We start from the raw sequence: 25083 nt of genomic DNA on the forward strand, positions 1-25083 counted from the left end.
CGCTCACACCGCCGCGTTGTCCGTCGAGGGAGAACCGTGTCTGTCAGTCGCGGCGCTGATCGTCCGACGGGCGCTTGCCGAGGTCGACGGGGTCCCGCCAGCCGGTGTCCCCGCCCTCCGTGTGATCGAGATCGGACGTGTCCTCGCGGTAATTGTGCACCGGTTCGAACACGGTCGTGTCGGCGTCGGATCCGGCATACCCGGTCTGCTCGTAGGCCTGCCCGGGATAGTTCTCGCCGTAGCCCTCGTCGTCGGCGACGGCGGCGGCCGCGGTTCCCCCCGCTGCGGCTCCGGCGGCCGCTCCCGCCCCGTGCGCCGTCTGCTGCCGTTCACTGCGGTCCTTCCCGGTCTTCGGGGACTCGCGGCCGACGAAGAACCGGCCGAGGAACACGGCGAGCATGGCCGGAACGAAGATGAGCAACACCGTGAAGGCGGCCCCGGACGTGATCTCGAAGAAGAACGAGTTCTGCGTGACATTGAGGTTCGGGACGAGGTTGGCCAGCCAGCTCCCGACACCCGCGACGATCCCCCCGAGCAGCGCCGCCTTCAGCCACAACATCGTCAGGTCGGCGCCGTCCTCCGGATCCGGGTTCCGGCGACGGTCCCGGATGCCGTCGATTCCCGCCCAGATCAGCGCCACGAGCACGACGACCAGGAGTGCGAGCCATCTCAGAGCGGAACCCTGAAGGGGCCACTGTGTGATCGACACACCGAGGATCACACGAACGAAAACATGTATCAGGGCCATGCCGAGGCCGCGTACCACCCACGCATTCATGGGCACAGCGTAACCAGCGGGATTTGCGGCGTGTGGCCTAACCCACACGGTCGCGCTCTGCAACCTGTTCTCGCCGTCGGCGCGGGCCGTCGATCCGTGCCCGCAGGGTGCCGGTTTGCCGGTACGTTTGACGACATGCCTGCTGATCATGGTTCGCGGCGCGCGGCGCTGCGCGCGGCCCTCGCCGCCCGGGATCTCGACGCACTGCTGGTGACGAATCTGGTGAACATCCGGTACCTCACCGGGTTCACCGGATCCAATGCCGCGCTGCTCGTGCACGCCGCCGACGCCGAGGGCGCCGAGGAGCGCACCGTCATCTGCACCGACGGCCGTTACCTCACGCAGGTGGCGGAACAGGTTCCCGATCTGCGGGCGGAGATCGACCGCGCCAGCGCCGCGCACCTGATCGACAGGCTCGGGCGCGGGTTCCCGTCGTCGTTGGCGTTCGAGAGTCACGTCGTGACCGTGGACGAGTTCGCGGCCTGGTCTCTGCTCGCGCCGGACGCCCGCCTCGATCCCGTTCCGGGGCTCGTCGAGGAACTGCGGATGGTGAAGGACGATCACGAGGTCGAGTTGCTCCGCACGGCGTGCGCGGCGGCCGACTCGGCGCTCGCCGATCTGATCGAGCGCGGCGGCCTCCGGCCCGGCCGCACCGAGAAGGAGGTGGGCCGCGAACTGGAGGCGCTGATGCTCGAGCACGGCGCCGACGGCATCTCGTTCGAGACCATCGTCGCGGCGGGCGCCCACTCGGCGATTCCGCATCACCGCCCGACGGAGGCGGTGCTGCGCAGCGGCGACTTCGTGAAACTGGACTTCGGCGCCGAGGTGGGCGGATACCACTCGGACATGACCAGAACGTACGTCTTGGGGCGGGCCGCCGACTGGCAACGCGACGTATACGAGCTGGTCGCGCGGTCGCAGCAGGCCGGCCGGGACGCCCTGCACCCCGGTGCCGAGGTGTCCGCGGTCGACGGCGCCGCACGCCGGGTGATCGAGGACGCGGGCTACGGGGAACTGTTCCTGCACGGCCTCGGACACGGCGTCGGCCTGGAGATCCACGAAGCTCCGGGAATCGGCAAGCTCGGCACCGGTACACTTCTGGACGGTGCGGCGGTGACCGTCGAGCCGGGCGTGTACTTCTCCGGGCGCGGAGGCGTGCGGATCGAGGACACGCTCGTGGTTCGTGAGCAGGGACCGGAGCTGCTCACACTCACCACCAAAGACCTGACTGTCGTATAGACGGTTTCGACCTTATCGAGGAGACGCGAAGCAAGTGGCTTCCACCAGTGATTTCAAGAACGGCCTGGTCCTGCAGATCGAAGGCCAGCTGTGGACGATTACCGAGTTCCAGCACGTGAAGCCCGGCAAGGGTCCCGCGTTCGTGCGCACCAAGTTGAAGAACGTGCTCTCGGGCAAGGTCGTCGACAAGACGTTCAACGCCGGCGTCAAGGTGGACACGGCCACGGTCGACCGTCGCGACATGACGTACCTGTACCACGACGGTACCGACTACATCTTCATGGACGGTGACACCTACGACCAGATCTCGATCAGCGAGGCCACCGTCGGCGACGGCGCCCGTTTCATGCTCGAGAACATGGCCGTGCAGGTCGCGACGCACGAGGACGTTCCGCTGTTCGTGGAACTGCCCGTCACCGTCGAACTGGTGGTCCAGCACACCGATCCCGGTCTGCAGGGTGACCGCTCCACCGGCGGCACCAAGCCCGCGACCCTCGAGACCGGCGCCGAGATCAACGTTCCGCTGTTCATCAACACCGGTGACAAGCTGAAGGTCGACTCCCGTGACGGCAACTACCTCGGGCGTGTGAATTCCTGAGTGTCCGGTACGCATAAGAAACTCGGCGCACGGCACAAGGCCCGCAAGCGCGCCGTGGATTTCCTCTTCGAGGCCGAGGCGCGGGATCTCGATCCGGTCGACCTCGCGACCGAGCGCGCGGAGTTGGCCGGCAAGGACGATTCCGTGGCACCGGTCGCGCCGTACACGGTCACCGTGGTGACCGGGGTCGCGGAGAACCTGGACCGCCTCGACGAGGTGATTTCCTCCCACCTGCAGGACTGGACCCTCGAGCGGCTTCCCGCCGTCGACCGCGCCATCCTGCGCATCGCCGTGTGGGAGCTGTTCCACGCCACCGACGTGCCCCCGGTCGTGGCGGTGGACGAGGCGGTGGAGCTGGCCAAGCAGCTCTCCACCGACGAGTCGCCGGGATTCGTCAACGGCATCCTCGGTCAGGTCGTGCTGGTGGCCCCGCAGGTGCGGTCGGCCGCGGCCGCGACGTCGCGGCGCGCCGAGACCGCCGCCACCGACGAGTCGAACGACGCCCGCCCGTAAGTTCGTGTCCCGCCGCGGACCCGCCACGCCGGTCGGCCCTCCCGAGGGCGATCCGGCGGGTCCGCAGGTCAGGGGTCCGGGCCTGGCGCATTCGACGCGCTGATAAGCTGTCCGCGTCAGGCATCCTTTAACGATCCGTCCAGTGAGGCGGAGAAGGAGGTCGTTGTATGCGCGTGCCCGAAGGGTCTCGCCCTGCCGGGGAACCGGCGGAATCAACACCAGAGTCGTCCCCGTCCGTCGAACCCGCACGAGAGCTGCTGTCCGCAGCCGATGTGGGACGGACCATTGCGCGTATCGCGCACCAGATCATCGAGAAGACCGCGATCGACGCCGCCGACGGCGAGGCGCCGCGGGTCGTTCTCATCGGAATCCCCACCCGGGGCACGACGCTCGCAGCGCGCCTCGCCGGGAAGATCGAAGAATTCTCCGGGGTGCGTCCGCCCGTCGGCTCCCTCGACATCACCCTGTACCGCGACGATCTGCGCACCAAACCGCACCGCCCGCTCGAACGCACGTCGGTGCCCGAGGGCGGTGTCGACAACACACTGGTCGTGCTCGTCGACGACGTGCTGTTCTCCGGCCGCACTGTGCGCTCGGCCCTCGACGCCCTGCGCGATCTCGGCCGCCCGCGCGCCGTGCAGCTGGCCGTCCTCGTCGACCGCGGCCACCGCGAACTGCCGCTGCGGGCCGACTACGTGGGCAAGAACGTGCCCACCGCCCGCAGCGAGGACGTGAAGGTGCTGCTGAGCGAACACGACGGCCGGGACGCGGTCATGATCTCCGGGGGGAAGAGCTAAGTGAAGCACCTGCTGTCGATCGCGGACCTGACCCGGGACTCGGCTGTCGAACTTCTCGACGAGGCCGAACGCTTCGAACAGGCCCTGCTCGGGCGCGAGGTGCGGAAGCTCCCGACACTGCGCGGCCGGACGGTCATGACCGTGTTCTTCGAGAACTCGACCCGGACCCGCGTGTCGTTCGAGGTCGCCGGGAAGTGGATGAGCGCCGACGTGATCAACGTCAGCGCCTCGAGTTCGTCGGTGTCCAAGGGCGAATCGCTGCGGGACACGGCGATGACGCTGCGCGCCGCCGGCGCCGACGCGCTGATCGTGCGCCACCCCGCGTCGGGTGCCGCCCACCAGATCGCGAATTGGACCGGACGTCAGGACGACGGCGGGCCCGCCGTCATCAACGCCGGCGACGGAACACACGAGCATCCCACCCAGGCGCTGCTCGACGCGCTCACGCTGCGCCAGCGTCTCGGCGACATCGAGGGCAAGCGCATCGCCATCGTCGGCGACATCCTGCACAGCCGGGTGGCGCGGTCGAATGCCCTGCTGCTGTCGATGCTCGGCGCCGAGGTCGTTCTCGTCGCGCCGCCCACGCTGCTCCCGGTGGGGGTGTCGTCCTGGCCGGTCTCGGTGGCGCATTCGCTGGACGCGGAACTTCCCGGACTCGACGCCGTCCTGATGCTGCGCGTGCAGGCGGAACGGATGAACGGCGGATTCTTCCCGTCCCAGCGGGAGTACTCGATCACGTACGGCCTGTCGGAGAAGCGGCTCGCGCTGCTTCCCGAGCACGCGGTGGTGCTGCACCCCGGCCCGATGCTGCGCGGCATGGAAATCGCCTCGGCGGTGGCTGATTCCACGAGAACCGCTGTGCTGCAACAGGTCACCAACGGAGTGCACATGCGGATGGCCGTGCTGTTCCGGCTGCTGGTCGGAGCGGAGGAAGTTGCGGGATGAGTGACAGTTGCGGGATGAGTGACAGTGCAGTGACAGGAGAGACAGTGCTCATCAAGAACGTGCTGCTGTACGGCGAGGGCGAGCCCACCGACGTGCTGCTCGGCGGCGGCGTCATCGTCGCGATCGGCGCGGACGCCGGGAAGGACGGCGGGCCGGACACCGAGGTGATCGACGCGGCGGAGCAGATCCTGCTCCCCGGTTTCGTCGACCTGCACACCCACCTGCGTGAACCCGGCCGCGAGGACACCGAGACCATCGATTCCGGTTCGGCCGCCGCCGCGCTCGGCGGGTACACCGCGGTGTTCGCGATGGCCAACACCAGCCCGGTCGCCGACTCGGTGGTCGTCACCGATCACGTGTGGCGCCGCGGCCAGGAGGTCGGGCTCGTCGACGTGCACCCCGTCGGCGCCGTCACCGTCGGGCTCGAGGGCAGGCAACTCGCCGAGATGGCCACGATGGCAGCGGGAATCGGCCGGGTCCGGATGTTCTCGGACGACGGCCACTGCGTGTACGACCCGCTGATCATGCGCCGGGCGCTCGAGTACTCGAGTTCGCTCGGGGTGCTCATCGCGCAGCACGCGGAGGAACCGCGGCTGACCGTCGGCGCCGTCGCGCACGAGGGCCCCACCGCCGCCCGGCTCGGCCTGGCGGGCTGGCCGCGCGCCGCCGAGGAGTCGATCGTCGCCCGCGACGCACTGCTCGCCCGTGACGCCGGGGCGCGGGTGCACATCTGCCACGCCTCCACCGCAGGCACCGTCGAGCTGATGAAGTGGGCTCGCGGACAAGGTATTTCGATCACCGCCGAGGTCACTCCGCATCACCTGCTGCTCGACGACTCCCGCCTCGAGACGTACGACGCCGTCAACAAGGTGAATCCGCCGCTGCGCGAGGCGAGCGACGTCGCCGCGCTGCGCGCCGGGCTGGCCGAGGGGATCATCGACTGCGTCGCGACCGATCACGCACCGCACGCCGAGCAGGACAAGTGCTGCGAATTCGCCGCCGCCCGCCCGGGCATGCTCGGCCTCGAGACCGCGCTGTCGATCGTCGCGCAGACGATGGTCCGCACCGGACTGCTCGACTGGCGGGGCGTGGCCCGGGTGATGAGTGAGCGTCCCGCGGAGATCGTCGGACTCGACGACCAGGGCAGGCCGCTCGAGGTCGGCGAGCCCGCCAACCTCGTGCTGATCGATCCGGACGCCGAATGGACGGTCCACGGCCCCGACCTCGCCAGCGTCGCCCACAACACGCCCTACGAGTCGATGACCCTGCCGGCGCGGGTGACCACGACGATCCTGCGCGGGCGGATCACCGCGAGCGACGGCCAGGCCCGCGTCCCGGCGCGGAACGGGAGGGGATGACGGTGGAGAGAATTCTGTGGATCGTCGGCCTCGTCGCGTTCTGGGCGCTGGCCATCTTCCTCATGTACATCGGCTGGCGCGGTCGCGCCCGCCGTCAGGCCGACCGGATCGGGCAACTCCCCGCCGTCCCCGCGCAGCTCGGTGATCGGACGATCGCCCCGGTCACCGGACTGTACGTGGGCAGCACCCTCGCCCCGAGCTGGCAGGACCGGATCGCGGTCGGCGACCTCGGGTTCCGGGCGACGGGCGAGATCTCCCGCTACACGTCCGGAATCCTGCTCGAACGCGACGGGGCGTCGGCGATCTGGATTCCGCAGGACGCGATCCGCGCCGTGCGCACCGAACGCGGGCTCGCGGGCAAGGTCATGAGCAAGGACGGTGTCCTGGTGATCCGGTGGGAACTGCCGACCGGCACCGAGATCGACACCGGTTTCCGCAGCGACGACAAGTCGGTCTACCCCGCCTGGGTGGGCGCGGGGGAGCCGGCCGGCAACGAAGACAGTGAAGATTCAGCGAATGCGGCGAGCTCTGGTGAGGTCGAGCAGAACGGAGAGAACGCATGAGCGGCTACGACACCGACTCGGCAGTACTGGTCCTCGAGGACGGGCGGGTATTCCGGGGCACCACGTTCGGTGCCGTCGGGCAGACGCTCGGTGAGGCCGTCTTCAGCACCGGTATGACCGGGTACCAGGAGACGCTCACCGACCCCAGCTATCACCGCCAGATCGTGGTCGCCACCGCGCCGCAGATCGGCAACACGGGCTGGAACGACGAGGACGACGAGTCCGTCGGGCCCACCGGCAGCAGCGCCGAGGCCAAGATCTGGGTGGCCGGATACGTCGTCCGCGACCCCGCGCGCCGCACCTCCAGCTGGCGCGCCACCGGCTCCCTGCAGGACGAACTCGTCAAGCAGGGTGTCGTCGGGATCGCCGGCATCGACACCCGGGCGCTGGTGCGCCACCTGCGCACCCGCGGCTCCATGCGCGCCGGGGTGTTCTCCGGCGATGCACTGGCCGACACCGAAGTGCTGCTCGACCGCGTGAAGGGCCAGCCGTCGATGCTCGGCGCGGATCTCGCCGGCGAGGTCAGCACCACCAGCGGGTACGTCGTCGAGCCGACCGGGGGAGACGCGCGCTTCACTGTCGCCGCGATCGACCTCGGCATCAAGACCAACACCCCGCGCATGTTCGCGGAGCGCGGCATCCGGGTGCACGTGCTCCCGTCCGACGCGACGCTCGAGCAGATCCTCGACCTGAAGGCCGACGGCGTCTTCCTCTCCAACGGTCCCGGCGACCCGGCGACCGCTGACGGTGCCGTGCACCTCACGAAGGAGGTCATCGGCCAGGGGCTGCCCCTGTTCGGCATCTGCTTCGGCAACCAGATCCTCGGGCGCGCACTGGGACTGGGCACCTACAAGATGAAGTTCGGGCACCGGGGCATCAACATCCCGGTCATCGAACACGAGACCGGCCGCATCGCGATCACCGCGCAGAACCACGGCTTCGCGCTCGAGGGGGAGGCCGGGCAGGAGTTCGACACCCCGTTCGGCAAGGCCGTGGTCAGCCACACGTGCGCCAACGACGGTGCCGTCGAGGGGGTCCGCCTGCTCGACGGGTCCGCCTTCTCGGTGCAGTACCACCCCGAGGCCGCGGCCGGCCCGCACGACGCCGCCTACCTGTTCGACCGCTTCACCAGCCTGCTCGAGGGAGTCAAGAAGTAATGCCACGCCGTTCAGATCTCTCCCACATCCTGGTGATCGGCTCCGGGCCGATCGTCATCGGACAGGCCTGCGAGTTCGACTACTCCGGAACCCAGGCCTGCCGGGTACTGCGCGAGGAGGGCCTGCGGGTCAGCCTCGTCAACTCCAACCCGGCCACGATCATGACCGACCCCGAGTTCGCGGATGCCACGTACGTGGAGCCGATCACGGCCGAATTCGTCGAGAAGGTCATCGCCCTCGAGGCCGAGAAGGGTCACCCCATCGACGCCGTCCTCGCGACCCTCGGCGGTCAGACGGCCCTCAACACCGCGGTGGCGCTGCACGAACAGGGCATCCTCGAGAAGTACGACGTCGAATTGATCGGCGCCGACTTCGACGCCATCCAACGCGGCGAGGACCGGCAGAAGTTCAAGGACATCGTCGCGAAGGTCGGCGGCGAATCCGCGCGATCCCGGGTCTGCTACACGATGGACGAGGTCCGCGACACGGTCGCCGAGCTCGGCTTCCCCGTCGTGGTGCGCCCGTCGTTCACGATGGGTGGGCTCGGCTCCGGCATGGCCTACGACGACGAGGACCTCACGAGGATCGCCGGCGGCGGTCTGGCCGCGTCGCCCACCGCCAACGTCCTGATCGAGGAGTCGATCCTCGGGTGGAAGGAATACGAGCTCGAGCTGATGCGCGACGGCCGCGACAACGTGGTGATCGTGTGCTCGATCGAGAACGTCGACCCGGTCGGCGTGCACACCGGCGACTCGGTGACCGTCGCCCCCGCCATGACGCTCACGGACCGTGAATACCAGGCGATGCGCGACCTCTCGATCGACATCCTCCGCGAGGTCGGCGTCGACACCGGCGGCTGCAACATCCAGTTCGCGATGGACCCCGCCGACGGCCGCCTCGTCGTCATCGAGATGAACCCGCGCGTGTCGCGGTCCAGTGCGCTCGCGTCGAAGGCCACCGGGTTCCCGATCGCGAAGATCGCGGCGAAGCTCGCCATCGGCTACACCCTCGACGAGATCGTCAACGACATCACCAAGGAAACCCCGGCGTGCTTCGAGCCGACCCTCGACTACGTCGTGGTCAAGGCCCCGCGCTTCGCGTTCGAGAAGTTTCCCGGCGCCGACGACACCCTCACCACCACGATGAAGTCGGTCGGTGAGGCCATGTCGATCGGCCGCAACTTCACCGAGGCGTTCGGCAAGGTGCTGCGCTCGCTCGAGACCAAGCGGGCCGGGTACTGGACGGGCCCCGAGGTGGACGCCGACGACCTCGACGGCCTGCTGGCGGACCTGAGCGTCCCCCGCGACGGTCGGGTGTACGGCATCGAGAAGGCATTCGCCCTCGGCGCGACCGTCGAGCAGCTGTTCGACGCCACCAAGATCGACCCGTGGTTCCTCGACCAGATCCTGCAGATCCACGAACTCGGCGACGAGCTGCGCGAGGCGCCCGAGATGACCGAGCGGGTGCTGCGGCGCGCCAAGCACCACGGACTGTCGGATCGGCAGATCGCGGCCCTGCGCCCCGAGATCGGGGGCGAGGACGCGGTCCGGGCGCTGCGTGAGCAGTGGAACGTCCACCCCGTGTACAAGACCGTCGACACGTGCGCCGCCGAGTTCGAGGCGAAGACCCCGTACCACTACTCGACGTACGAGCTCGACCCCGAGGCCGAGACCGAGGTGGCCCCGCAGACGGAGCGCCCGAAGGTCCTGATCCTCGGTTCCGGACCGAACCGCATCGGTCAGGGCATCGAGTTCGACTACTCCTGCGTCCACGCCGCGCTGACGCTGTCGGAGGCCGGTTACGAGACCGTGATGGTCAACTGCAACCCGGAGACGGTCTCCACCGACTACGACACCGCCGACCGCCTGTACTTCGAGCCGCTCACGTTCGAGGACGTGCTCGAGGTGTACCGCGCGGAATCGATCTCCGGCACCGTCGCCGGGGTCATCGTGCAGCTCGGCGGTCAGACCCCGCTGGGTCTGGCGAAACGGCTGAAAGCCGCCGGGGTGCCGATCGTGGGCACCAGCCCGGAGGCGATCGACCTCGCGGAGGATCGCGGCGAATTCGGCAAGGTGCTGGTCGAGGCCGGGCTGCCCGCTCCCAAGTTCGGCACCGCCACGACGTTCGCCGGGGCCCGCGACATCGCCGCCGGCATCGGGTACCCGGTGCTGGTGCGGCCGTCGTACGTTCTCGGTGGCCGCGGCATGGAGATCGTGTACGACGAGGCGTCCCTCGAAAGCTACATCTCCCGCGCCACCGAGATCTCCGACGACCGGCCGGTCCTGGTCGACCGGTTCCTGGAGGACGCCATCGAGATCGACGTCGACGCCCTCTGCGACGGCACCGAGGTGTACCTCGGCGGCGTGATGGAGCACATCGAGGAGGCCGGTATCCACTCGGGCGACTCGGCGTGTGCGCTCCCGCCGATCACCCTCGGCCGCGCCGACCTCGAGAACGTCCGACGCTCCACCGAGGCCCTGGCCAAGGGAATCGGGGTGAAGGGCCTGCTCAACGTCCAGTACGCGCTCAAGGACGACATCCTGTACGTCCTCGAGGCCAACCCCCGCGCCAGCCGCACCGTCCCGTTCGTGTCGAAGGCGACGGCGGTGCAGCTCGCGAAGGCGTGCGCCCGCGTCATGCTCGGCGAGTCCATCGCCGACCTGCGCGCGAGCGGGGTGCTCCCGGCCACGGGCGACGGCGGATCGACACCGGCGGAAGCCCCCGTCGCCGTCAAGGAGGCCGTGCTGCCGTTCAACCGGTTCCGCCGCGCCGACGGCACCGGAGTCGACACCCTGCTGAGCCCGGAGATGAAGTCGACCGGCGAGGTCATGGGCATCGACGCCGACTTCGGCACCGCGTTCGCGAAGAGCCAGACGGCGGCGTACGGCTCGCTGCCCACGTCGGGTTCGGTGTTCGTCTCGGTCGCCAACAAGGACAAGCGGTCGCTGATCTTCCCGGTCAAGCGGCTCGCCGACCTGGGTTTCCGGATCCTGGCCACCGAGGGCACCGCGGCCGTGCTGCGTCGCAACGGCATCACCTGCGAGGAGGTGCACAAGCACTCCGGCGAGAAGCTGGAGGAGGGCGAGCGCACCATCGTCGAGACGATCCGCGACGGCGAGGTCGACATGGTGATCAACACGCCGTACGGCAATTCCGGCCCCCGCGTCGACGGCTACGAGATCCGCAGTGCCGCCGTCGCCACGAACATCCCGTGCGTCACGACCGTGCAGGGTGCCTCCGCCGCCGTCCAGGGCATCGAGGCCGCGATCCGCGGCGACATCGGTGTCCAGTCGCTCCAGGCGCTGCACGCGAGGCTGCGGTCGTGAGCGGACACCATCACCATCACCATCACTCCTGGGTGCACCGGCTGACCTCGGCGGTCGAGCACCGGGGGCGGTTGTGCGTCGGGATCGACCCGCACCCCGGATTGCTCGAGGCGTGGGGGCTGCCGGTCTCGGCGGAGGGGCTCGAGACCTTCGCGGAGATCTGCGTGGAGGCCTTCGTCGGTGAGGTCGCCGTCGTGAAGCCCCAGGTGGCGTTCTTCGAGGCGTTCGGCTCCGCCGGGTACGCGGTGCTCGAACGCACCATCTCGGTCCTCAGAGAGGCAGGGACGCTCGTCGTCGCCGATGCCAAGCGCGGGGACATCGGGTCGACGATGGCGGCCTACGCGCAGTCCTGGCTGGGCGAGGACGCGCCCCTGTCGTCCGACGCCGTGACGGTGTCGCCGTATCTCGGGTTCGGCGCTCTCGACCCGGCCCTGTCGCTGGCGGCGGAGCGGGGCCGGGGGCTCTTCGTGCTCGCCCGCACGTCCAACCCGGAGGGCGGCGACCTGCAGGCGTCCCGGACCTCCGGGGGAGTGTCGGTGGCCCAATCCGTGGTGGATGCGGCGGCCCGGCGCAACGAGGCGCACCCCGGTCTGGTGGGGCTGGTGGTGGGTGCGACACGCGGACACGGCCTGGATTTGTCGAAATTTTCCGGACCGATTCTCGCGCCCGGTCTCGGCGCCCAGGGCGCCACTCCCGGTGATCTCGCCGACATTTTTCCCGATTCGCGAAACCTGTTGTTACCGAACAGTTCTCGTGGTGTTCTCCAGGCGGGACCGTCGGTGACGGCCCTGCGTGAGGCGGCCGTGAAGGTGCGTGACGAGATCGAGTCCGCACTCTCATAGCCCACCCGAATCCGGCTCTGACCTCTGGGGGTGGGTTCGCAATCGGGGCCGGGCGTGAGTACGGTCGCTATCGCTGCTGGTTATCCAGTGGTTTGGACTATTTGCCAACGACGAGACGGAGGAACCGTGGCCCTTCCCCAGTTGACTGATGAGCAGCGCGCTGCTGCTTTGGAGAAGGCAGCTGCTGCCCGCAAGGCCAGGGCTGAGCTCAAGGAGCGCCTGAAGCGTGGTGGCACCGACCTCAAGCAGGTTCTCAAGGACGCCGAGGACGACGAGATCCTGGGCAAGATGAAGGTGTCGGCACTGCTCGAGGCGCTGCCCAAGGTGGGCAAGGTCAAGGCGCAGGAGATCATGACCGAGCTGGAGATCGCTCCGACCCGTCGCCTCCGTGGCCTCGGCGATCGGCAGCGGAAGGCCCTGCTCGCCAGGTTCGACTTCGAGGCCTGAGCACGACAGTGGTAGCTGACGCACAAGTGTCAGAGCGCAAGACCGTAGTGCGGAGGGGCCGGCTGGTGGTACTGGCCGGCCCCTCGGCCGTCGGTAAGTCCAGCGTGGTGCGACTCCTGCGTGAACGGATGCCGGAGCTCGTCTTCAGCGTGTCCGCGACGACGCGCGACCCACGCCCGGGCGAGGTGGACGGCAAGGACTACCGGTTCACCTCTCGCGACGAGTTCCAGCGGATGATCGACTCCGGTGAACTGCTCGAATGGGCCGAGATCCACGGCGGACTCCAGCTGTCGGGAACCCCGGCCGCCCCGGTCCGCGCGGCGATCGAACAGGGCAGGCCGGTGCTGGTCGAGGTCGATCTCGCCGGTGCGCGGGCGGTGCGCGCCGCGATGCCGGAGGCGCTTCTCGTCTTCATGGCGCCCCCGAGCTGGGATGTGCTGGTCGAGAGATTGACCGGCCGGGGCACCGAATCCGCCGAGGTCGTCGAGCGCCGTCTCGCCACCGCGCGGGTCGAACTGGAGGCGCAGGACGAGTTCGACGTGGTCGTCGTGAACGAGGATGTCAGCCGAACGTGCGACGAGTTGGTATCCTTGTTGGTTGGACGACCGGAACAGTCCGAGTCGACCCACTAGTTCTCACATCCACTAGCCAGAACTATTTCAGGAGATACCGAGTGAGCAGCACCCCCGCAGTAGCGTCCGCAACACCCAGCCACGGCGCTCTGCCGGCTTACGACACCCCGCTCGGCATCACCAATCCTCCGATCGACGAGCTCCTCGCACGTACATCGTCGAAGTATGCGCTGGTGATCTACGCGGCCAAGCGTGCGCGTCAGATCAACGATTACTACAACCAGCTCGGTGACGGCATCCTCGAGTACGTCGGCCCCCTCGTGGAGCCGGGACTGCAGGAGAAGCCGCTGTCGATCGCGCTGCGCGAGATCCACTCCGACCTTCTCGAGCACACCGAAGGCGAGTGAGCGGAGGATCTGCGGTGCCGGAGCAGGCAGTGGGCCCGGGGTCCGGGCACATGACGGATTCACCGGAATCGACGCTCTCGGGGGCGGCGCGCAAGCGGATCGTCGTCGGAGTCGGCGGCGGCATCGCCGCGTACAAGAGCTGTGCCGTCATCCGCGCCTTCACCGAGGCCGGACACCACGTGCGGGTCATCCCGACCGAGTCCGCGCTCGAGTTCGTCGGCAAGGCGACGTTCGAGGCGCTGTCGGGTAATCCCGTGCACACGGGTGTGTTCACCGACGTTCCGCAGGTCCCGCACGTCCGGCTCGGGCAGGAAGCGGATCTCGTGGTCATCGCGCCCGCTACCGCCGACCTCATGGCGCGGGCCATGGCGGGACGCGCGGACGACCTGCTCACCGCGACGCTGCTCACCGCGCGATGTCCCGTGATGTTCGCGCCGGCGATGCACACGGAGATGTGGGAGCACCCCGCCACCGTCGCCAACGTCGCCACGCTGCGGGCACGCGGGGTGACCGTGATCGAACCCGCCTCCGGGCGCCTCACCGGCAAGGACACCGGCGCGGGCCGACTGCCCGAACCCGACGAGATCGTCGGACTGGCATCACTGCTGCTGGAGCGCCCCGACGCGCTGCCCCGCGACCTGGAGGGCCGGCGGGTCCTCGTGTCCGCGGGCGGCACCCGGGAGCCGCTCGACCCGGTGCGGTTCCTCGGTAACCGCAGTTCGGGCAAGCAGGGATACGCGATCGCCCGGCTCGCCGTGCAGCGCGGCGCCGAGGTCACACTCGTCTCCGGGTACACCGCCGATCTCGCCGATCCGGCCGCGGTCGACATGGTGCACGTCCGCACCGCGGAAGACATGCGGGTCGCGGTCGCCAAGCACGCGCCCGGATTCGACGCCGTGATCATGGCGGCGGCAGTGGCCGACTTCCGGCCGTCGACGACGGTGGCCAGCAAGATCAAGAAGGGTGCGGGTGAGCCCGACTCGATCGCACTGACCAAGAACGAGGACATCCTCGCCGGCCTGGTCCAGTCGCGGCGAGACGGGCAGATCCCGTCGTCGACGGTGATCGTCGGGTTCGCGGCCGAGACCGGAGACGCCGACGGCGACGTCCTCACCTATGCGCGGGCCAAGCTCGCGCGTAAGGGCTGCGACCTCCTCGTCGTCAACGCGGTCGGGGAGGGCAAGGCGTTCGAGGTCGACCACAACGACGGCTGGCTGCTCGGAGCCGACGGTTCCGAGTCCGCGCTCGAGCACGGATCGAAGGCGTTGATGGCGAGCCGGGTGCTCGACGCCGTCGACCAGCTGTTCCGGACACTCTGACGAAACGTTCGAGAGGGTTTCGGTGATTCTAAGGGTGGTCACTCCCGCCGGGGTGGCGCTAGCGTCGTTCGTTGTATTACGCAGCTAAGCTGTTTTCAAGTGCTGTTCAGGGACAACTGTCGAGAGGGAATTCTGTGAGCCAGTCCGGTAGTCGGCTATTCACCAGTGAGTCTGTGACCGAGGGGCACCCGGACAAGATTTGTGATGCGATCAGCGACTCCATCCTCGACGCGCTCCTCACCGACGACCCGCGCGCCCGTGTCGCGGTCGAAACGCTGGTGACCACCGGACAGGTTCACGTCGCCGGTGAGGTGACGACCACCGCCTACGCCGACATCCCCAAGATCGTGCGCGACACCGTCCTCGAGATCGGGTACGACTCCTCGGCCAAGGGCTTCGACGGCAACTCCTGCGGCGTCAACGTGGCGATCGGGGCGCAGTCCCCGGAGATCGCCCAGGGCGTCGACCACTCGCACGAGGTCCGCACCGGCGAACTGAGCGACGACGAGATCGACCGTCAGGGCGCGGGCGACCAGGGGCTGATGTTCGGATTCGCCACCACCGACACCCCGGAACTGATGCCCCTGCCGATCGCGCTGGCGCACCGGCTGTCGCGTCGACTCACCGAGGTCCGCAAGTCGGGGGTCCTGCCGTACCTGCGCCCGGACGGCAAGACCCAGGTCACCATCGAATACGACGGCGACAAGGCGGTCCGCCTCGACACCGTGGTCATCTCGACGCAGCACGCCGCCGACATCGACCTCGACAACCTGCTCACCCCGGACCTGCGGGAAAAGGTGCTCGGTTCGGTGCTCGCCGAGATCGACATGCCCGAACTCGACGTCTCGGACATCCGCCTGCTCGTCAACCCGACCGGCAAGTTCGTCCTCGGCGGCCCGATGGGTGACGCCGGACTGACCGGTCGCAAGATCATCGTCGACACGTACGGCGGCATGGCCCGCCACGGCGGCGGCGCGTTCTCCGGCAAGGACCCGTCGAAGGTCGACCGGTCGGCGGCCTACGCCATGCGCTGGGTGGCCAAGAACGCGGTCGCGGCCGGCCTCGCGGACCGGATCGAGGTCCAGGTGGCGTACGCGATCGGCAAGGCGGCGCCCGTCGGCCTGTTCGTCGAGACGTTCGGTACCGAGAAGACGGATCCGGCCCGCATCCAGCAGGCCATCACCGAAACGTTCGACCTGCGGCCCGGCGCCATCATCCGCGACCTCGACCTGCTGCGCCCGATCTACGCGCAGACCGCGGCCTACGGACACTTCGGTCGCACCGACATCGAACTCCCCTGGGAGAGCATCGACCGGGCGGAGAAGCTGCGGGCAGCCGCAGGCCTCTGATCGGTCGTCACGGCGCGGCGGGCGCCGCCCCGGCAGGCGGCGCCGCATGAGCGCGGAAAAGGTTGCGGCAGAAAGAGGCCCGGTCGCCCGGGTCCTGCCGCTCCTTCCGCTCGCCCACCTCGACCGCGAATTCGACTACCTCGTCCCGAAGGAACTCGACGAGCAGGCGCAACCCGGGGTCCGGGTCCGCATCCGATTCGCGGGGCGCCTCGTCGACGGGTTCGTCGTCTCCCGCAACGCGACGAGCGACCACCAGGGCCGCTTCGGCTGGCTCGAACGGGTGATCTCGCCCGAGCGGGTGCTCACCGAGGAGATGACCCGGGTCGTCGACCTCGTAGCGGGCCGGTATGCCGGAACCCGCGCCGACGTGCTGCGGCTGGCGATCCCGCCGCGGCACGCGCGGGCGGAGTCCGAGGCCGCGTCCGAACTCCCCGAGGTATCGGGCGCGGCGATCGCGACCGGTGCGTGGGACCGGTACGTGCACGGCGAGGCGTTCCTCACCGCACTGTCCGCGGGGCGTGCCCCGCGCGCCGTCTGGCAGGCGCTTCCCGGCGAAGACTGGCCCGCGCGTCTCGCGGAACTGTCGGGACTCGTCGCGGCGACCGGGGCGAGCACCGTCGTCGTCGTCCCCGATCAGCGTGATCTCGACCGCGTCGTCGTGGCGGTGGAGACCGTGCTGGGCAAGGACGCCGTCGTCGGTCTCGCCGCCGGACTCGGTCCCGCCCTGCGCTACCGGCGGTGGCTGGCCGCGTTGCGGGGGACGGCCAGGGTGGTGGTGGGCACCCGGAGTTCGGTGTTCGCGCCGACTCCTCGGACCGGGCTGATCGTGGTCTGGGACGACGGCGACGACAACCATTCCGAGCCCCGAGCTCCCTACCCGCACGCCCGCGAGGTGGCGCTGCTCCGCGCGTATGCCAGTGGGTGCGCGGTGATGCTGGCCGGACACGCCCGCACCGCCGAGGCCCAGGCCCTCGTCGACTCGGGCTGGGCCCACGACCTCGTGGCCTCCCGGGATGCGGTGCGGGCGGCCGCCCCGAAGATCACCGCACTCGCGGACAGCGATCACGCCCTGGCCCGTGACCCGGGCGCGCGTGCCGCCCGGTTGCCCGCCATCGCCTTCGCGGCGGCGCGGGAGGCGCTGGGCGCCGGCCGGGGCGTGCTGGTCCAGGTTCCCCGGCGCGGGTACGTCCCCAGCCTCGCGTGCGGCAAGTGCCGGGCGCCGGCGCGATGCCGTCGCTGCAATGGACCTCTCGCGCTGCCGTCGGCGGCCGGCCCGGACGGCGCGGGAACACCGGCGTGCCGGTGGTGTGGCGTCGCCGACGCCGCACACCGCTGCCACGCGTGCGGCGCGCGGGCGCTGCGGGCCGTCGTGGTCGGTGCCGGACGCACCGCCGAGGAACTCGGTCGCGCGTTCCCCGGCGTCGCGGTCCGGATGTCGGGCGGGACGGATGTCGTCGACGAAGTGAAGCCTGGGCCCACCCTGGTCGTGTCGACGGTCGGGGCCGAACCGGTGATGCCGGGCGGCTACGGCGCCGCATTGCTGCTCGACGGCTGGGCGCTGCTCGGCCGCCCCGACCTGCGCGCGGCGGAGGAGACGTTGCGGCGGTGGATGACGGCGTCGTCGCTGGTGCGCCCGTTCGCCGACGGAGGCCAGGTGGTCGTGGTCGCGGATTCGGGCATTCCGACGGTGCAGGCGCTGGTGCGCTGGGATCCGGTCGGGCATGCGCGCGCACAGTACGAGGAACGGGCTGAGGTCGGGTTTCCGCCCGCCATTCACCTCGCGGCGATCGACGGCAGCGCGAAGGCGATCGCCGACCTCCTGGACCTCGCCGAATTACCGGCGAATGCGGAATTGCTCGGGCCGGTCGAGTTGCCCGCGGGGGAGCGGCTGCCGTTCTCCGGCGACGCACCGGAGCCGGCGGAGGTGGAGCGCATGCTGATCCGGGTGCCCCGCGGCGAGGGAAAGCCGCTGGCCAAGGCGCTGGGAGAGGCTCAGTCGGTGCGGAGTGCCCGTAAGGACTCGCAGCCCGCGAGGGTTCAGATCGACCCGATTCGCATCGGGTAGTAGACCACCGTCACAGAAATTGGGTCTTGCCCGATCCCAATTGACGATATATCGTTGATGCATCAGCGATACAAAAGGAGGCTGATGATGGAAGACTTCCATTTCGAACACAGAGGTCCCCGACGGGAACGATTCGGACGCGAACGGATGGCACGGCCCGAGGGCCCGCACCGTCACGGACACCGCCGAGGCGGCTTCGGCCCCGAGGGTGGTCCCGGCTTCGGCCCCGGAATGCACTTCGGCCGCGGACGCGGACGGGGTGGGCGGGGACGGCGCGGCGATGTCCGCTCCGCGATCCTGCTGCTGCTCACCGAGCAGCCGATGCACGGCTACGAGCTGATCCAGCAGATCGTCGAACGCAGCGACGGGGTGTGGAAGCCCAGTCCCGGATCGATCTATCCCGCGCTGTCGCAGCTCGAGGACGAGGGACTGGTGCTCATCGAAAAGGTGGCGGGCCGCAAGACCGCGCGCCTGACGGACGAGGGCACGGCCTTCGTCGAAGCGAACAAGACCGAACTCGGAACGCCGTGGGACGACGTGCGGGAGAGCGTCGGCAGGCCCGCCGAGGACCTGCGCGGGCTGATCGGGCTGCTGATGGGTGCCGCGGGGCAGGTCGCCGCGGTCGGCGACGACGACCAGGTGCGGCGGGCCGGCGAGATTCTCACCGAAGCGCGGCGCGCGCTGTATCGCCTTCTCGCGGAAGATGATACGAGCGATGCCGATAAGGACGAGACCGACTCGTAGGGCGCCCCACCCCGCCGCCGACCCGCCGTCTCGACGCGACAGCGCGTGCACCTTCTGGGAGGGTTCACAGGAACATCGCAGCGAAGTCGGGAGAAGTCATGAGGTTTCGGGGTGCCGGTGCGGTCGTCGCGGGGGTCGTCCTGCTGATGTCCGGCGCAGTGTCCACCGCCCGCGCGGACGACGCCTCACCGCCCGAACCCGTCGTGCCCGCCGCGGCCGGGCTTCCCCAGAGCGGTCGTAGTGCCGCCGCCGCGTACGCGCACGACCACCCGGACAGCGCACCCGCGGGATCCAACGACTTCTCGTGCACGCCCTCGCCCGACCATCCCGACCCGGTGGTGCTCGCGCACGGCACGGACGCCAGCGCCTACGCGGACTGGGCGGCCCTGTCACCGATGCTCGCCGCGGACGGCTACTGCGTCTTCGCGCTCAACTACGGCGGGGCGCCGGGTGCCGATTCGTTCGGCACCGGGGACATCGTCGCGAGCGCCGAGGAGTTCGGCGGGTTCGTCGACCGGGTCCGCGACGCGACCGGCGCCGACCAGGTCGACGTCGTCGGATACTCGCAGGGCGCGAACGTCACGAGGTACTACGTCAACAAACTCGGCGGCGCGCCGTTCGTCGACCACTGGGTCGGGCTGGCATCGCCCAGTTACGGCGGAGTGATGTACGGCCTCGTCCCGATCGTGCAGGCCATTCCCGGTGGACCGGAGTTCGCCCGCACGGTCACGTCGGTTGCCGTCAGTCAGCAGATGCAGGGTTCGCCGTTCATGAACGCCCTCAACGCGGGCGGTGACACCGTGCCCGGAGTGTCGTACACGACGATCGGTTCGCGGTACGACGAAATGATCCAGCCGTACACGAACATGGCGCTGCACGGCGCCGGGGCGGAGAACATCCTCATCCAGGATCGCTGCCCGCAGGACGGCACCGGACATTTCCGGGCTCCGTACGATCCGTTCGCGCTCGATCTGGTCCGGTCGGCGCTCGATCCTGCCGCGATCCCCTACGCCCGGTGCGAGTTCGTCCCGGTCGGTGCGGGCATCCCGCAGGTGATCGCCGACAGCAACCGGTAGGGCCGCACAGCGGGGGCGGGGAGTGTGCACTGCACGACTCCCCGCCCCTCGTGTGTGGCTGCTACTCGGCCAGCTTCGCGACGGCCTGCGCCCACAGGAAGTACTTGTTGGTGCCGAGGTCCTTCACCGTCTTGATGTTGAACGCGGCTGCCAGATGTTCGGCATCGGAATCGCTCACGCCCTGCAGGGCGGCGACGGGGGCACTGGCCAGTTCCTCGATGGGCTTCGTCTCGTAGGCCTTGTCGAACTTGCTCTCAATTCCTGCCATCGTTACCTCCAGAGGTTCGAAAACGGGACACCGGCCCGACCGTTCGCGCCGGCCTCAGAACAGTCAATACCCGTCCGGCGCCCCTGTGTGCGGTTCTGCCGAATCGTCACACCGACTGTTCGCCGAGTGTTATCGCCGCAGTCCGACTCCCTAGACTGGTCGGCACATCGTCCATCGAAGGGGAGCATTCTTCGTGAGTATCGTTTCGGCCCGCGCAGCGGTCCACCGTCCGTCGTGTGGGTCGCCGACGTGCGCATAGTCTTCGCCGGAACCCCCGAACCTGCCGTTCCCTCCCTCGAGCGCCTGATCCGCTCCCCGCGGCACGACGTCGTGGCCGTGATCACCCGTCCCGACGCGGTCGCGGGTCGCGGACGCAAGGTGGTCCGCTCGCCGATCGGTGCCCTCGCCGACTCGCACGGCATCGAGGTGCTCACCCCGCAGCGGCCCTCGGAACCGGACTTCCTGGCCCGGCTCTCCGACCTGGCGCCCGATTGCGCGCCCGTCGTCGCCTACGGTGCGCTGCTGCCGCAGAAGGTTCTCGACATCCCGGTGCACGGCTGGGTGAACCTGCACTTCTCGCTGCTGCCCGCCTGGCGCGGCGCCGCGCCCGTTCAGGCCGCGATCGGTGCGGGCGACGACATGACCGGCGCGAGCGCGTTCCGGCTCGAGGCGGGGATGGACACCGGGCCGGTCTACGGCGTGGTCACCGAGCGCATCCGCGACACCGACACCGCCGGCGACCTCCTCGGACGGCTGGCCGACAGCGGTGCCGTGCTCCTGGAGTCGGTTCTCGACGGGATCGAGGACGGCGCGATCGCCGCGGTCCCGCAATCGGCCGAGGGGGTCTCGCACGCATCCAAGGTGACGGTCGAGGCGGCCCGGATCCGGTGGGACAGAACGGCCGCGGTGGTCGACCGGCACGTCCGGTCGGTGACCCCCGCGCCCGGCGCCTGGACCACCATCGGGGATCTGCGCGTCAAGGTCGGGCCCGTCACCCCGACGGAGGAACGGCTGGAGCCGGGCGAGATCTCGGTGACCAAGTCCGGATTCCTGATCGGCACGTCCACGACGGCGGTGCGGCTCGACCGCATCCAGCCGCAGGGCAAGAAACAGATGGCCGCCCTCGACTGGGCGCGCGGCGCACGACTCGACGCGGAGGTACGGGCACAGTGAGCGAATCCAGAAGGCCCGCCCGTCGCGGCCAGTCCGGCTCGGGGGGACGGAACAACCGGCCCCGCCAGGCTCGCCGCCCCGACGCGTCCCAGTCGGGGCTCGACCAGCCGCGGCTCGCCGCGCGGGACGTGCTGCGCGCCGTGCGGGAACGGGACGCCTACGCCAACCTCGTGCTGCCCGGACTGCTGCGTGAGCGCCGCCTGGACGGCCGCGATGCCGCACTCGCCACCGAACTGGCGTACGGCGCCGCCCGTGCGCGGGGACTCCTCGACGCCGTGATCGCCGACTGCGCGGGCAGGCCGATCGGGGAGATCGACGGACCACTCCTCGACGTCCTCCAGCTGGGCGCCTACCAGCTGCTGCGCACCCGCGTCGCCCCGCACGCCGCCGTCGCGACGTCCGTCGATCTCGTGCGCGCGGAGGCCGGTCCCGGTAAGGCCGGCTTCGTCAACGCCGTGCTGCGGCGGGTGTCCGAGCGGTCCGAGGCGGAATGGGTGGAGCGGCTGGCCCCGGCCGATCCGGTGGGGCGGCTGGCGTTCGAGCACGCCCATCCCACGTGGATCGCCCAGGTGTTCGCCGACGCGCTCGGCGCCGATGCCGGTGAGCTCGAGGACGTGCTCGTCGCCGACGACGCCCGTCCGGCGGTCCATCTCGTCGCCCGCCCCGGAGAGATCTCCTCGGAGGAACTCGCGCTGGCCACCGGCGGCGAGGTCGGGCGGTACTCGCCGTACGCGGTCTATCTGGACGGCGGCGATCCCGGTCTGCTCGACGCCGTTCGGGAAGGACTCGCCGGGGTGCAGGACGAGGGCAGTCAGCTCGTCGCCCGCGCACTGTCGCTGGCTCCGCTGGACGGACCGGACGCGGGCCGCTGGCTCGACCTGTGCGCGGGGCCGGGCGGCAAGGCCGCGCTGCTCGGCGCCCTTGCCGGCATCGAGGGCGGACGCCTCGACGCCGTGGAGCCGGTGGCGCACCGCGCCGACCTGATCCGCAAGACGACGAAGGAACTTCCGGTGGACGTGCACGTCGTCGACGGGCGCGACACCGGGCTGGCGGGCGGGTACGACCGCATCCTCGTCGACGCCCCGTGCACCGGGCTCGGTGCGCTGCGCCGACGCCCGGAGGCGCGGTGGCGCCGGCAGCCGTCGGACGTGGCGGGCCTGGCGAAACTGCAGCGGGAACTCCTCGCGTCGGCCGCCCAGCTGGTGCGCCCCGGCGGTGTGATCCTGTACTCGACGTGTTCACCCCACCTCTCGGAGACGGTGGCGGTGGTCGCGGACGCGGTGCGCCGCCACGGCCTCACCGCGCTCGACACCCGTGAGCTCGTCCCCGGTGTCCCGGACCTGGGAGAGGGGCCGGGCGTCCAGCTCTGGCCGCACCGGCACGGCACCGACGCGATGTTCATGGCCGCGCTGCGCAAGCCGTAGCGCCGGCGGGACCCGCCGAGCCTCGGTAGAACCTGTTTCACTTTTCGGTAAAACGTGTTCTAATTCTCCACGTGAAGAGACGTACGTCACGAAGCGAGTGGAGACTTCAGATGAATCGGGTAGCGGGGAAGGTCGTTCTCGTCACGGGAGCGGCGCGGGGTCAGGGTCGTAGTCACGCAGTGCATCTCGCCGACGAAGGCGCCGACATCATCGCCTTCGACCTGTGCGAGGACATCGCGTCCAACGAGTACCCGCTGGCGACCGAGGCCGACCTCGAGGAGACCGGACGGCTCGTCGAGAAGGCGGGACGCCGGGTCGTCACCGTTAAGGTGGACGTCCGCGACCGCGCCGGACTGACGCGCGCACTCGACACCGCGGTCGCGACGCTGGGACGCCTGGACGTCGTGGTCGCCAACGCGGGGATCGCGCCCCTGGGCAACGACGTGCCGGTCGAGGGATTCGTCGACGCGTTCGACGTCGACTTCGTCGGCGTGGTCAACACGATCCACTCGGCCCTCCCGCACCTGGACGCCGGCGCCTCGATCATCGCGACCGGGTCGGTGGCCGGCCTGGTCCCGCAGACCGGGCTGAACGGTCAGCAGGCGCTGCAGGGGCCCGGCGGCGACGGGTACGGGCTGGCCAAGAAGATGCTGTGGACGTACACCACGTCGCTCGCGCTCACCCTCGGCCCGAAATCCATCCGCGTCAACGCCATCCACCCCACCAACTGCAACACCGACATGCTGCAGAGCCCGCCGATGTTCCGTACGTTTCGCCCCGACCTGGAGAACCCGACCGCGGAGGACGCGAAGGTCACGTTCCCGTTCATGCAGGCGATGCCCGTCCCGTGGGTCGAGCCGGAGGATATCTCGCACGCCGTGGTGTTCCTGTCGTCCGACGAGTCCCGGTTCGTCACCGGTCAGCAACTCCGGGTCGATGCGGGAGCGGGCCTCAAGCTCGGCGTCTGACGCCGATCCGAGGAGGGTCCGGGCCGGTGTGCGGGCGCCGCCCGGGCCCTCGCCTCCTCGTCAGGTCTGGTCGAACCGCTTGCGCAGCTTCGCCGGTGCCTTGATCCGCCACGCATCCTGCAGCAGTTCGGTCAGCTGCGTGACGTCGACGTTCTCGAGGTCGACGAGAATCGAACCGTGACCGTCGTAGTGCGGTGTGGTGTAGAACGGTGCGCCCTGGGCCAGCAGGGCAACTTTCTCGTCGAGGTCGCACATTACCACCAGGCCCCCGTCCGACTCGGCCCGCAACCGGGCCAGCAGCTTGCCCGCCACCTTCAGCGCCGGAGTGCGATACGACGTGCTCTCCTGCACCTCCGGCAGGGATGCTCCGATCGCCACGACATCCGTCCAGGTCGGCATGCGCCCAGTATGGACCGCGCGAGCGGGCCGGCACCCGCATACGACTAAACTGCGGCGCGTGGCAACCCCGATGATCGCACCGTCCATTCTGTCTGCCGATTTCGCGCGTCTCGCCGAGGAGGCGGACGCCGTCGCCGGCGCCGACTGGCTGCACGTCGACGTGATGGACGCACATTTCGTGCCCAACCTGACGCTCGGCCTTCCCGTGGTGAAGAGCCTGCTCGCGGCTACGGACATCCCGCTCGACTGCCATCTCATGATCGACGATCCCGGCCGCTGGGCGCCGCCGTACGCGGAGGCGGGCGCCCACAACGTCACGTTCCACGCGGAGGCCACCGACGACCCCCGGGCCGTGGCCCGGGACATCCGCGCCGCCGGGGCCAAGGCCGGTCTCAGTGTCAAGCCCGGCACCCCGATCGAGCCGTACCTGGAGATCCTGAAGGACTTCGACACCCTCCTGGTGATGAGCGTCGAGCCCGGATTCGGTGGGCAGTCGTTCATCCCGGAGGTCCTGTCCAAGGCGAAGGCCGTGCGCCGGCTCGTCGACTCCGGTGAGCTGACGCTGGTGGTGGAGATCGACGGCGGCATCAATGCCGACACCGTCGAGGCCGCCGCCGAGGCGGGAGTCGACTGCTTCGTCGCCGGTTCCGCCGTCTACGGCACCGGCGACCCCGCGGAGGCCGTGCGCGCCCTGCGCGCCAGCGCCGCGAAGGCGTCGCCGCACCTGACCCTGTCGCGGTAGCACCGGCCCCACCG

At 69.7% G+C, this 25083-nt stretch carries 25 protein-coding genes; 22 read left to right on the forward strand and 3 right to left on the reverse strand.

The window, feature by feature from the left end; genetic code table 11:
- Window positions 1–43: 43 nt before the first annotated feature.
- Window positions 44–778: a B-4DMT family transporter gene (locus ACFTWF_RS01950; protein ID WP_378459592.1), complete on the reverse strand. Its 735-nt coding sequence runs from the start codon at window positions 776–778 to the stop codon at window positions 44–46.
- 135 nt (window positions 779–913) lie between these two features.
- Here ACFTWF_RS01950 and ACFTWF_RS01955 point away from each other — a divergent pair, with 135 nt between their 5' ends.
- The 18 genes from ACFTWF_RS01955 to ACFTWF_RS02040 all read left to right on the forward strand — a co-directional run bounded on the left by ACFTWF_RS01955 (window position 914) and on the right by ACFTWF_RS02040 (window position 20095).
- Entirely contained in the window at window positions 914–2017 is a 1104-nt protein-coding gene (locus ACFTWF_RS01955; RefSeq protein ID WP_378459593.1) for an aminopeptidase P family protein, read from the forward strand.
- A 34-nt stretch (window positions 2018–2051) separates the two neighbouring features.
- Entirely contained in the window at window positions 2052–2615 is a 564-nt protein-coding gene (gene efp / locus ACFTWF_RS01960) for an elongation factor P (protein WP_005241702.1), read from the forward strand.
- Complete coding sequence (gene nusB, locus ACFTWF_RS01965) at window positions 2616–3128, forward strand: transcription antitermination factor NusB (protein ID WP_185729447.1); 513 nt, start codon at window positions 2616–2618, stop codon at window positions 3126–3128.
- 167 nt (window positions 3129–3295) lie between these two features.
- Window positions 3296–3925, forward strand: coding sequence for a bifunctional pyr operon transcriptional regulator/uracil phosphoribosyltransferase PyrR (gene pyrR, locus ACFTWF_RS01970; RefSeq protein ID WP_378459594.1), 630 nt, complete (start codon window positions 3296–3298; stop codon window positions 3923–3925).
- Entirely contained in the window at window positions 3926–4870 is a 945-nt protein-coding gene (locus tag ACFTWF_RS01975; protein ID WP_378459595.1) for an aspartate carbamoyltransferase catalytic subunit, read from the forward strand.
- Between the two features lie 14 nt (window positions 4871–4884).
- Window positions 4885–6228, forward strand: coding sequence for a dihydroorotase (locus ACFTWF_RS01980; RefSeq protein WP_378459596.1), 1344 nt, complete (start codon window positions 4885–4887; stop codon window positions 6226–6228).
- A complete protein-coding gene (locus ACFTWF_RS01985) occupies window positions 6225–6791 on the forward strand; it encodes a transporter (RefSeq protein WP_378459597.1) in 567 nt (188 codons plus the stop codon). Before ACFTWF_RS01980 ends, ACFTWF_RS01985 begins: the two co-directional genes overlap by 4 nt.
- Entirely contained in the window at window positions 6788–7948 is a 1161-nt protein-coding gene (gene carA, locus ACFTWF_RS01990) for a glutamine-hydrolyzing carbamoyl-phosphate synthase small subunit (RefSeq protein ID WP_378459598.1), read from the forward strand. Before ACFTWF_RS01985 ends, carA begins: the two co-directional genes overlap by 4 nt.
- On the forward strand, window positions 7948–11274 hold the full coding sequence (carB, locus tag ACFTWF_RS01995; RefSeq protein WP_378459599.1) for a carbamoyl-phosphate synthase large subunit: 3327 nt from the start codon (window positions 7948–7950) through the stop codon (window positions 11272–11274). The genes carA and carB overlap by 1 nt, the downstream gene beginning before the upstream one ends.
- Entirely contained in the window at window positions 11271–12116 is an 846-nt protein-coding gene (gene pyrF / locus ACFTWF_RS02000) for an orotidine-5'-phosphate decarboxylase (RefSeq protein ID WP_378459600.1), read from the forward strand. The genes carB and pyrF overlap by 4 nt, the downstream gene beginning before the upstream one ends.
- Before the next feature lie 126 nt (window positions 12117–12242).
- Window positions 12243–12563: an integration host factor, actinobacterial type gene (gene mihF, locus ACFTWF_RS02005; RefSeq protein ID WP_005262298.1), complete on the forward strand. Its 321-nt coding sequence runs from the start codon at window positions 12243–12245 to the stop codon at window positions 12561–12563.
- Window positions 12564–12628: 65 nt separating this feature from the next.
- Complete coding sequence (gene gmk, locus ACFTWF_RS02010) at window positions 12629–13195, forward strand: guanylate kinase (RefSeq protein WP_378459785.1); 567 nt, start codon at window positions 12629–12631, stop codon at window positions 13193–13195.
- A 41-nt stretch (window positions 13196–13236) separates the two neighbouring features.
- The gene (rpoZ, locus tag ACFTWF_RS02015; RefSeq protein ID WP_005241734.1) at window positions 13237–13542 is read left to right on the forward strand and encodes a DNA-directed RNA polymerase subunit omega; all 306 of its coding nucleotides are present in this window, start codon (window positions 13237–13239) and stop codon (window positions 13540–13542) included.
- 50 nt (window positions 13543–13592) lie between these two features.
- Complete coding sequence (gene coaBC, locus ACFTWF_RS02020; protein WP_378459786.1) at window positions 13593–14861, forward strand: bifunctional phosphopantothenoylcysteine decarboxylase/phosphopantothenate--cysteine ligase CoaBC; 1269 nt, start codon at window positions 13593–13595, stop codon at window positions 14859–14861.
- Between the two features lie 134 nt (window positions 14862–14995).
- Complete coding sequence (gene metK / locus ACFTWF_RS02025; RefSeq protein ID WP_378459601.1) at window positions 14996–16210, forward strand: methionine adenosyltransferase; 1215 nt, start codon at window positions 14996–14998, stop codon at window positions 16208–16210.
- Between the two features lie 46 nt (window positions 16211–16256).
- Window positions 16257–18275, forward strand: a complete 2019-nt coding sequence (locus ACFTWF_RS02030; RefSeq protein ID WP_378459602.1) for a primosomal protein N' — start codon at window positions 16257–16259, stop codon at window positions 18273–18275.
- 87 nt (window positions 18276–18362) lie between these two features.
- Window positions 18363–19019, forward strand: coding sequence for a PadR family transcriptional regulator (locus tag ACFTWF_RS02035; protein WP_378459787.1), 657 nt, complete (start codon window positions 18363–18365; stop codon window positions 19017–19019).
- 98 nt (window positions 19020–19117) lie between these two features.
- Complete coding sequence (locus ACFTWF_RS02040; RefSeq protein ID WP_378459603.1) at window positions 19118–20095, forward strand: esterase/lipase family protein; 978 nt, start codon at window positions 19118–19120, stop codon at window positions 20093–20095.
- Window positions 20096–20156: 61 nt separating this feature from the next.
- On the opposite strand, the gene ACFTWF_RS02045 is transcribed toward ACFTWF_RS02040, so the two are convergent.
- The gene (locus ACFTWF_RS02045; protein WP_073370512.1) at window positions 20157–20363 is read right to left on the reverse strand and encodes a hypothetical protein; all 207 of its coding nucleotides are present in this window, start codon (window positions 20361–20363) and stop codon (window positions 20157–20159) included.
- Between the two features lie 249 nt (window positions 20364–20612).
- Here ACFTWF_RS02045 and fmt point away from each other — a divergent pair, with 249 nt between their 5' ends.
- The 3 genes from fmt to ACFTWF_RS02060 all read left to right on the forward strand — a co-directional run bounded on the left by fmt (window position 20613) and on the right by ACFTWF_RS02060 (window position 23928).
- Window positions 20613–21536, forward strand: a complete 924-nt coding sequence (fmt, locus tag ACFTWF_RS02050) for a methionyl-tRNA formyltransferase (RefSeq protein WP_378459604.1) — start codon at window positions 20613–20615, stop codon at window positions 21534–21536.
- Window positions 21533–22960: an RsmB/NOP family class I SAM-dependent RNA methyltransferase gene (locus tag ACFTWF_RS02055; protein ID WP_378459605.1), complete on the forward strand. Its 1428-nt coding sequence runs from the start codon at window positions 21533–21535 to the stop codon at window positions 22958–22960. Before fmt ends, ACFTWF_RS02055 begins: the two co-directional genes overlap by 4 nt.
- 110 nt (window positions 22961–23070) lie before the next feature.
- Entirely contained in the window at window positions 23071–23928 is an 858-nt protein-coding gene (locus tag ACFTWF_RS02060) for a mycofactocin-coupled SDR family oxidoreductase (protein WP_378459606.1), read from the forward strand.
- Window positions 23929–23988: 60 nt separating this feature from the next.
- Here the strand turns inward: ACFTWF_RS02060 and ACFTWF_RS02065 are convergent, their stop codons facing one another.
- Window positions 23989–24327, reverse strand: coding sequence for an MmcQ/YjbR family DNA-binding protein (locus ACFTWF_RS02065; RefSeq protein WP_378459607.1), 339 nt, complete (start codon window positions 24325–24327; stop codon window positions 23989–23991).
- A 58-nt stretch (window positions 24328–24385) separates the two neighbouring features.
- On the opposite strand from ACFTWF_RS02065, the gene rpe reads away from it, so the two are divergent.
- Window positions 24386–25069: a ribulose-phosphate 3-epimerase gene (gene rpe, locus ACFTWF_RS02070; protein WP_378459608.1), complete on the forward strand. Its 684-nt coding sequence runs from the start codon at window positions 24386–24388 to the stop codon at window positions 25067–25069.
- Window positions 25070–25083 lie beyond the last annotated feature (14 nt).

It is taken from the genome of Rhodococcus sp. NPDC056960 (assembly GCF_042674125.1).
GTDB lineage: Bacteria > Actinomycetota > Actinomycetes > Mycobacteriales > Mycobacteriaceae > Rhodococcus_F.

Bases quoted from the DNA above. Each gene is read 5' to 3' on its own strand.
- ACFTWF_RS01985 (WP_378459597.1), top strand. From the start codon at position 6,225: ATGACGGTGGAGAGAATTCTGTGGATCGTCGGCCTCGTCGCGTTCTGG.
- ACFTWF_RS02060 (WP_378459606.1), top strand. From the start codon at position 23,071: ATGAATCGGGTAGCGGGGAAGGTCGTTCTCGTCACGGGAGCGGCGCGG.
- ACFTWF_RS02030 (WP_378459602.1), top strand. From the start codon at position 16,257: ATGAGCGCGGAAAAGGTTGCGGCAGAAAGAGGCCCGGTCGCCCGGGTC.
- ACFTWF_RS01955 (WP_378459593.1), top strand. From the start codon at position 914: ATGCCTGCTGATCATGGTTCGCGGCGCGCGGCGCTGCGCGCGGCCCTC.
- carA (WP_378459598.1), top strand. From the start codon at position 6,788: ATGAGCGGCTACGACACCGACTCGGCAGTACTGGTCCTCGAGGACGGG.
- ACFTWF_RS02045 (WP_073370512.1), bottom strand. From the start codon at position 20,363: ATGGCAGGAATTGAGAGCAAGTTCGACAAGGCCTACGAGACGAAGCCC.
- ACFTWF_RS02040 (WP_378459603.1), top strand. From the start codon at position 19,118: ATGAGGTTTCGGGGTGCCGGTGCGGTCGTCGCGGGGGTCGTCCTGCTG.
- carB (WP_378459599.1), top strand. From the start codon at position 7,948: ATGCCACGCCGTTCAGATCTCTCCCACATCCTGGTGATCGGCTCCGGG.
- coaBC (WP_378459786.1), top strand. From the start codon at position 13,593: ATGACGGATTCACCGGAATCGACGCTCTCGGGGGCGGCGCGCAAGCGG.
- ACFTWF_RS02035 (WP_378459787.1), top strand. From the start codon at position 18,363: ATGGAAGACTTCCATTTCGAACACAGAGGTCCCCGACGGGAACGATTC.
- ACFTWF_RS02065 (WP_378459607.1), bottom strand. From the start codon at position 24,327: ATGCCGACCTGGACGGATGTCGTGGCGATCGGAGCATCCCTGCCGGAG.
- pyrR (WP_378459594.1), top strand. From the start codon at position 3,296: ATGCGCGTGCCCGAAGGGTCTCGCCCTGCCGGGGAACCGGCGGAATCA.
- ACFTWF_RS01950 (WP_378459592.1), bottom strand. From the start codon at position 778: ATGAATGCGTGGGTGGTACGCGGCCTCGGCATGGCCCTGATACATGTT.
- ACFTWF_RS01980 (WP_378459596.1), top strand. From the start codon at position 4,885: ATGAGTGACAGTGCAGTGACAGGAGAGACAGTGCTCATCAAGAACGTG.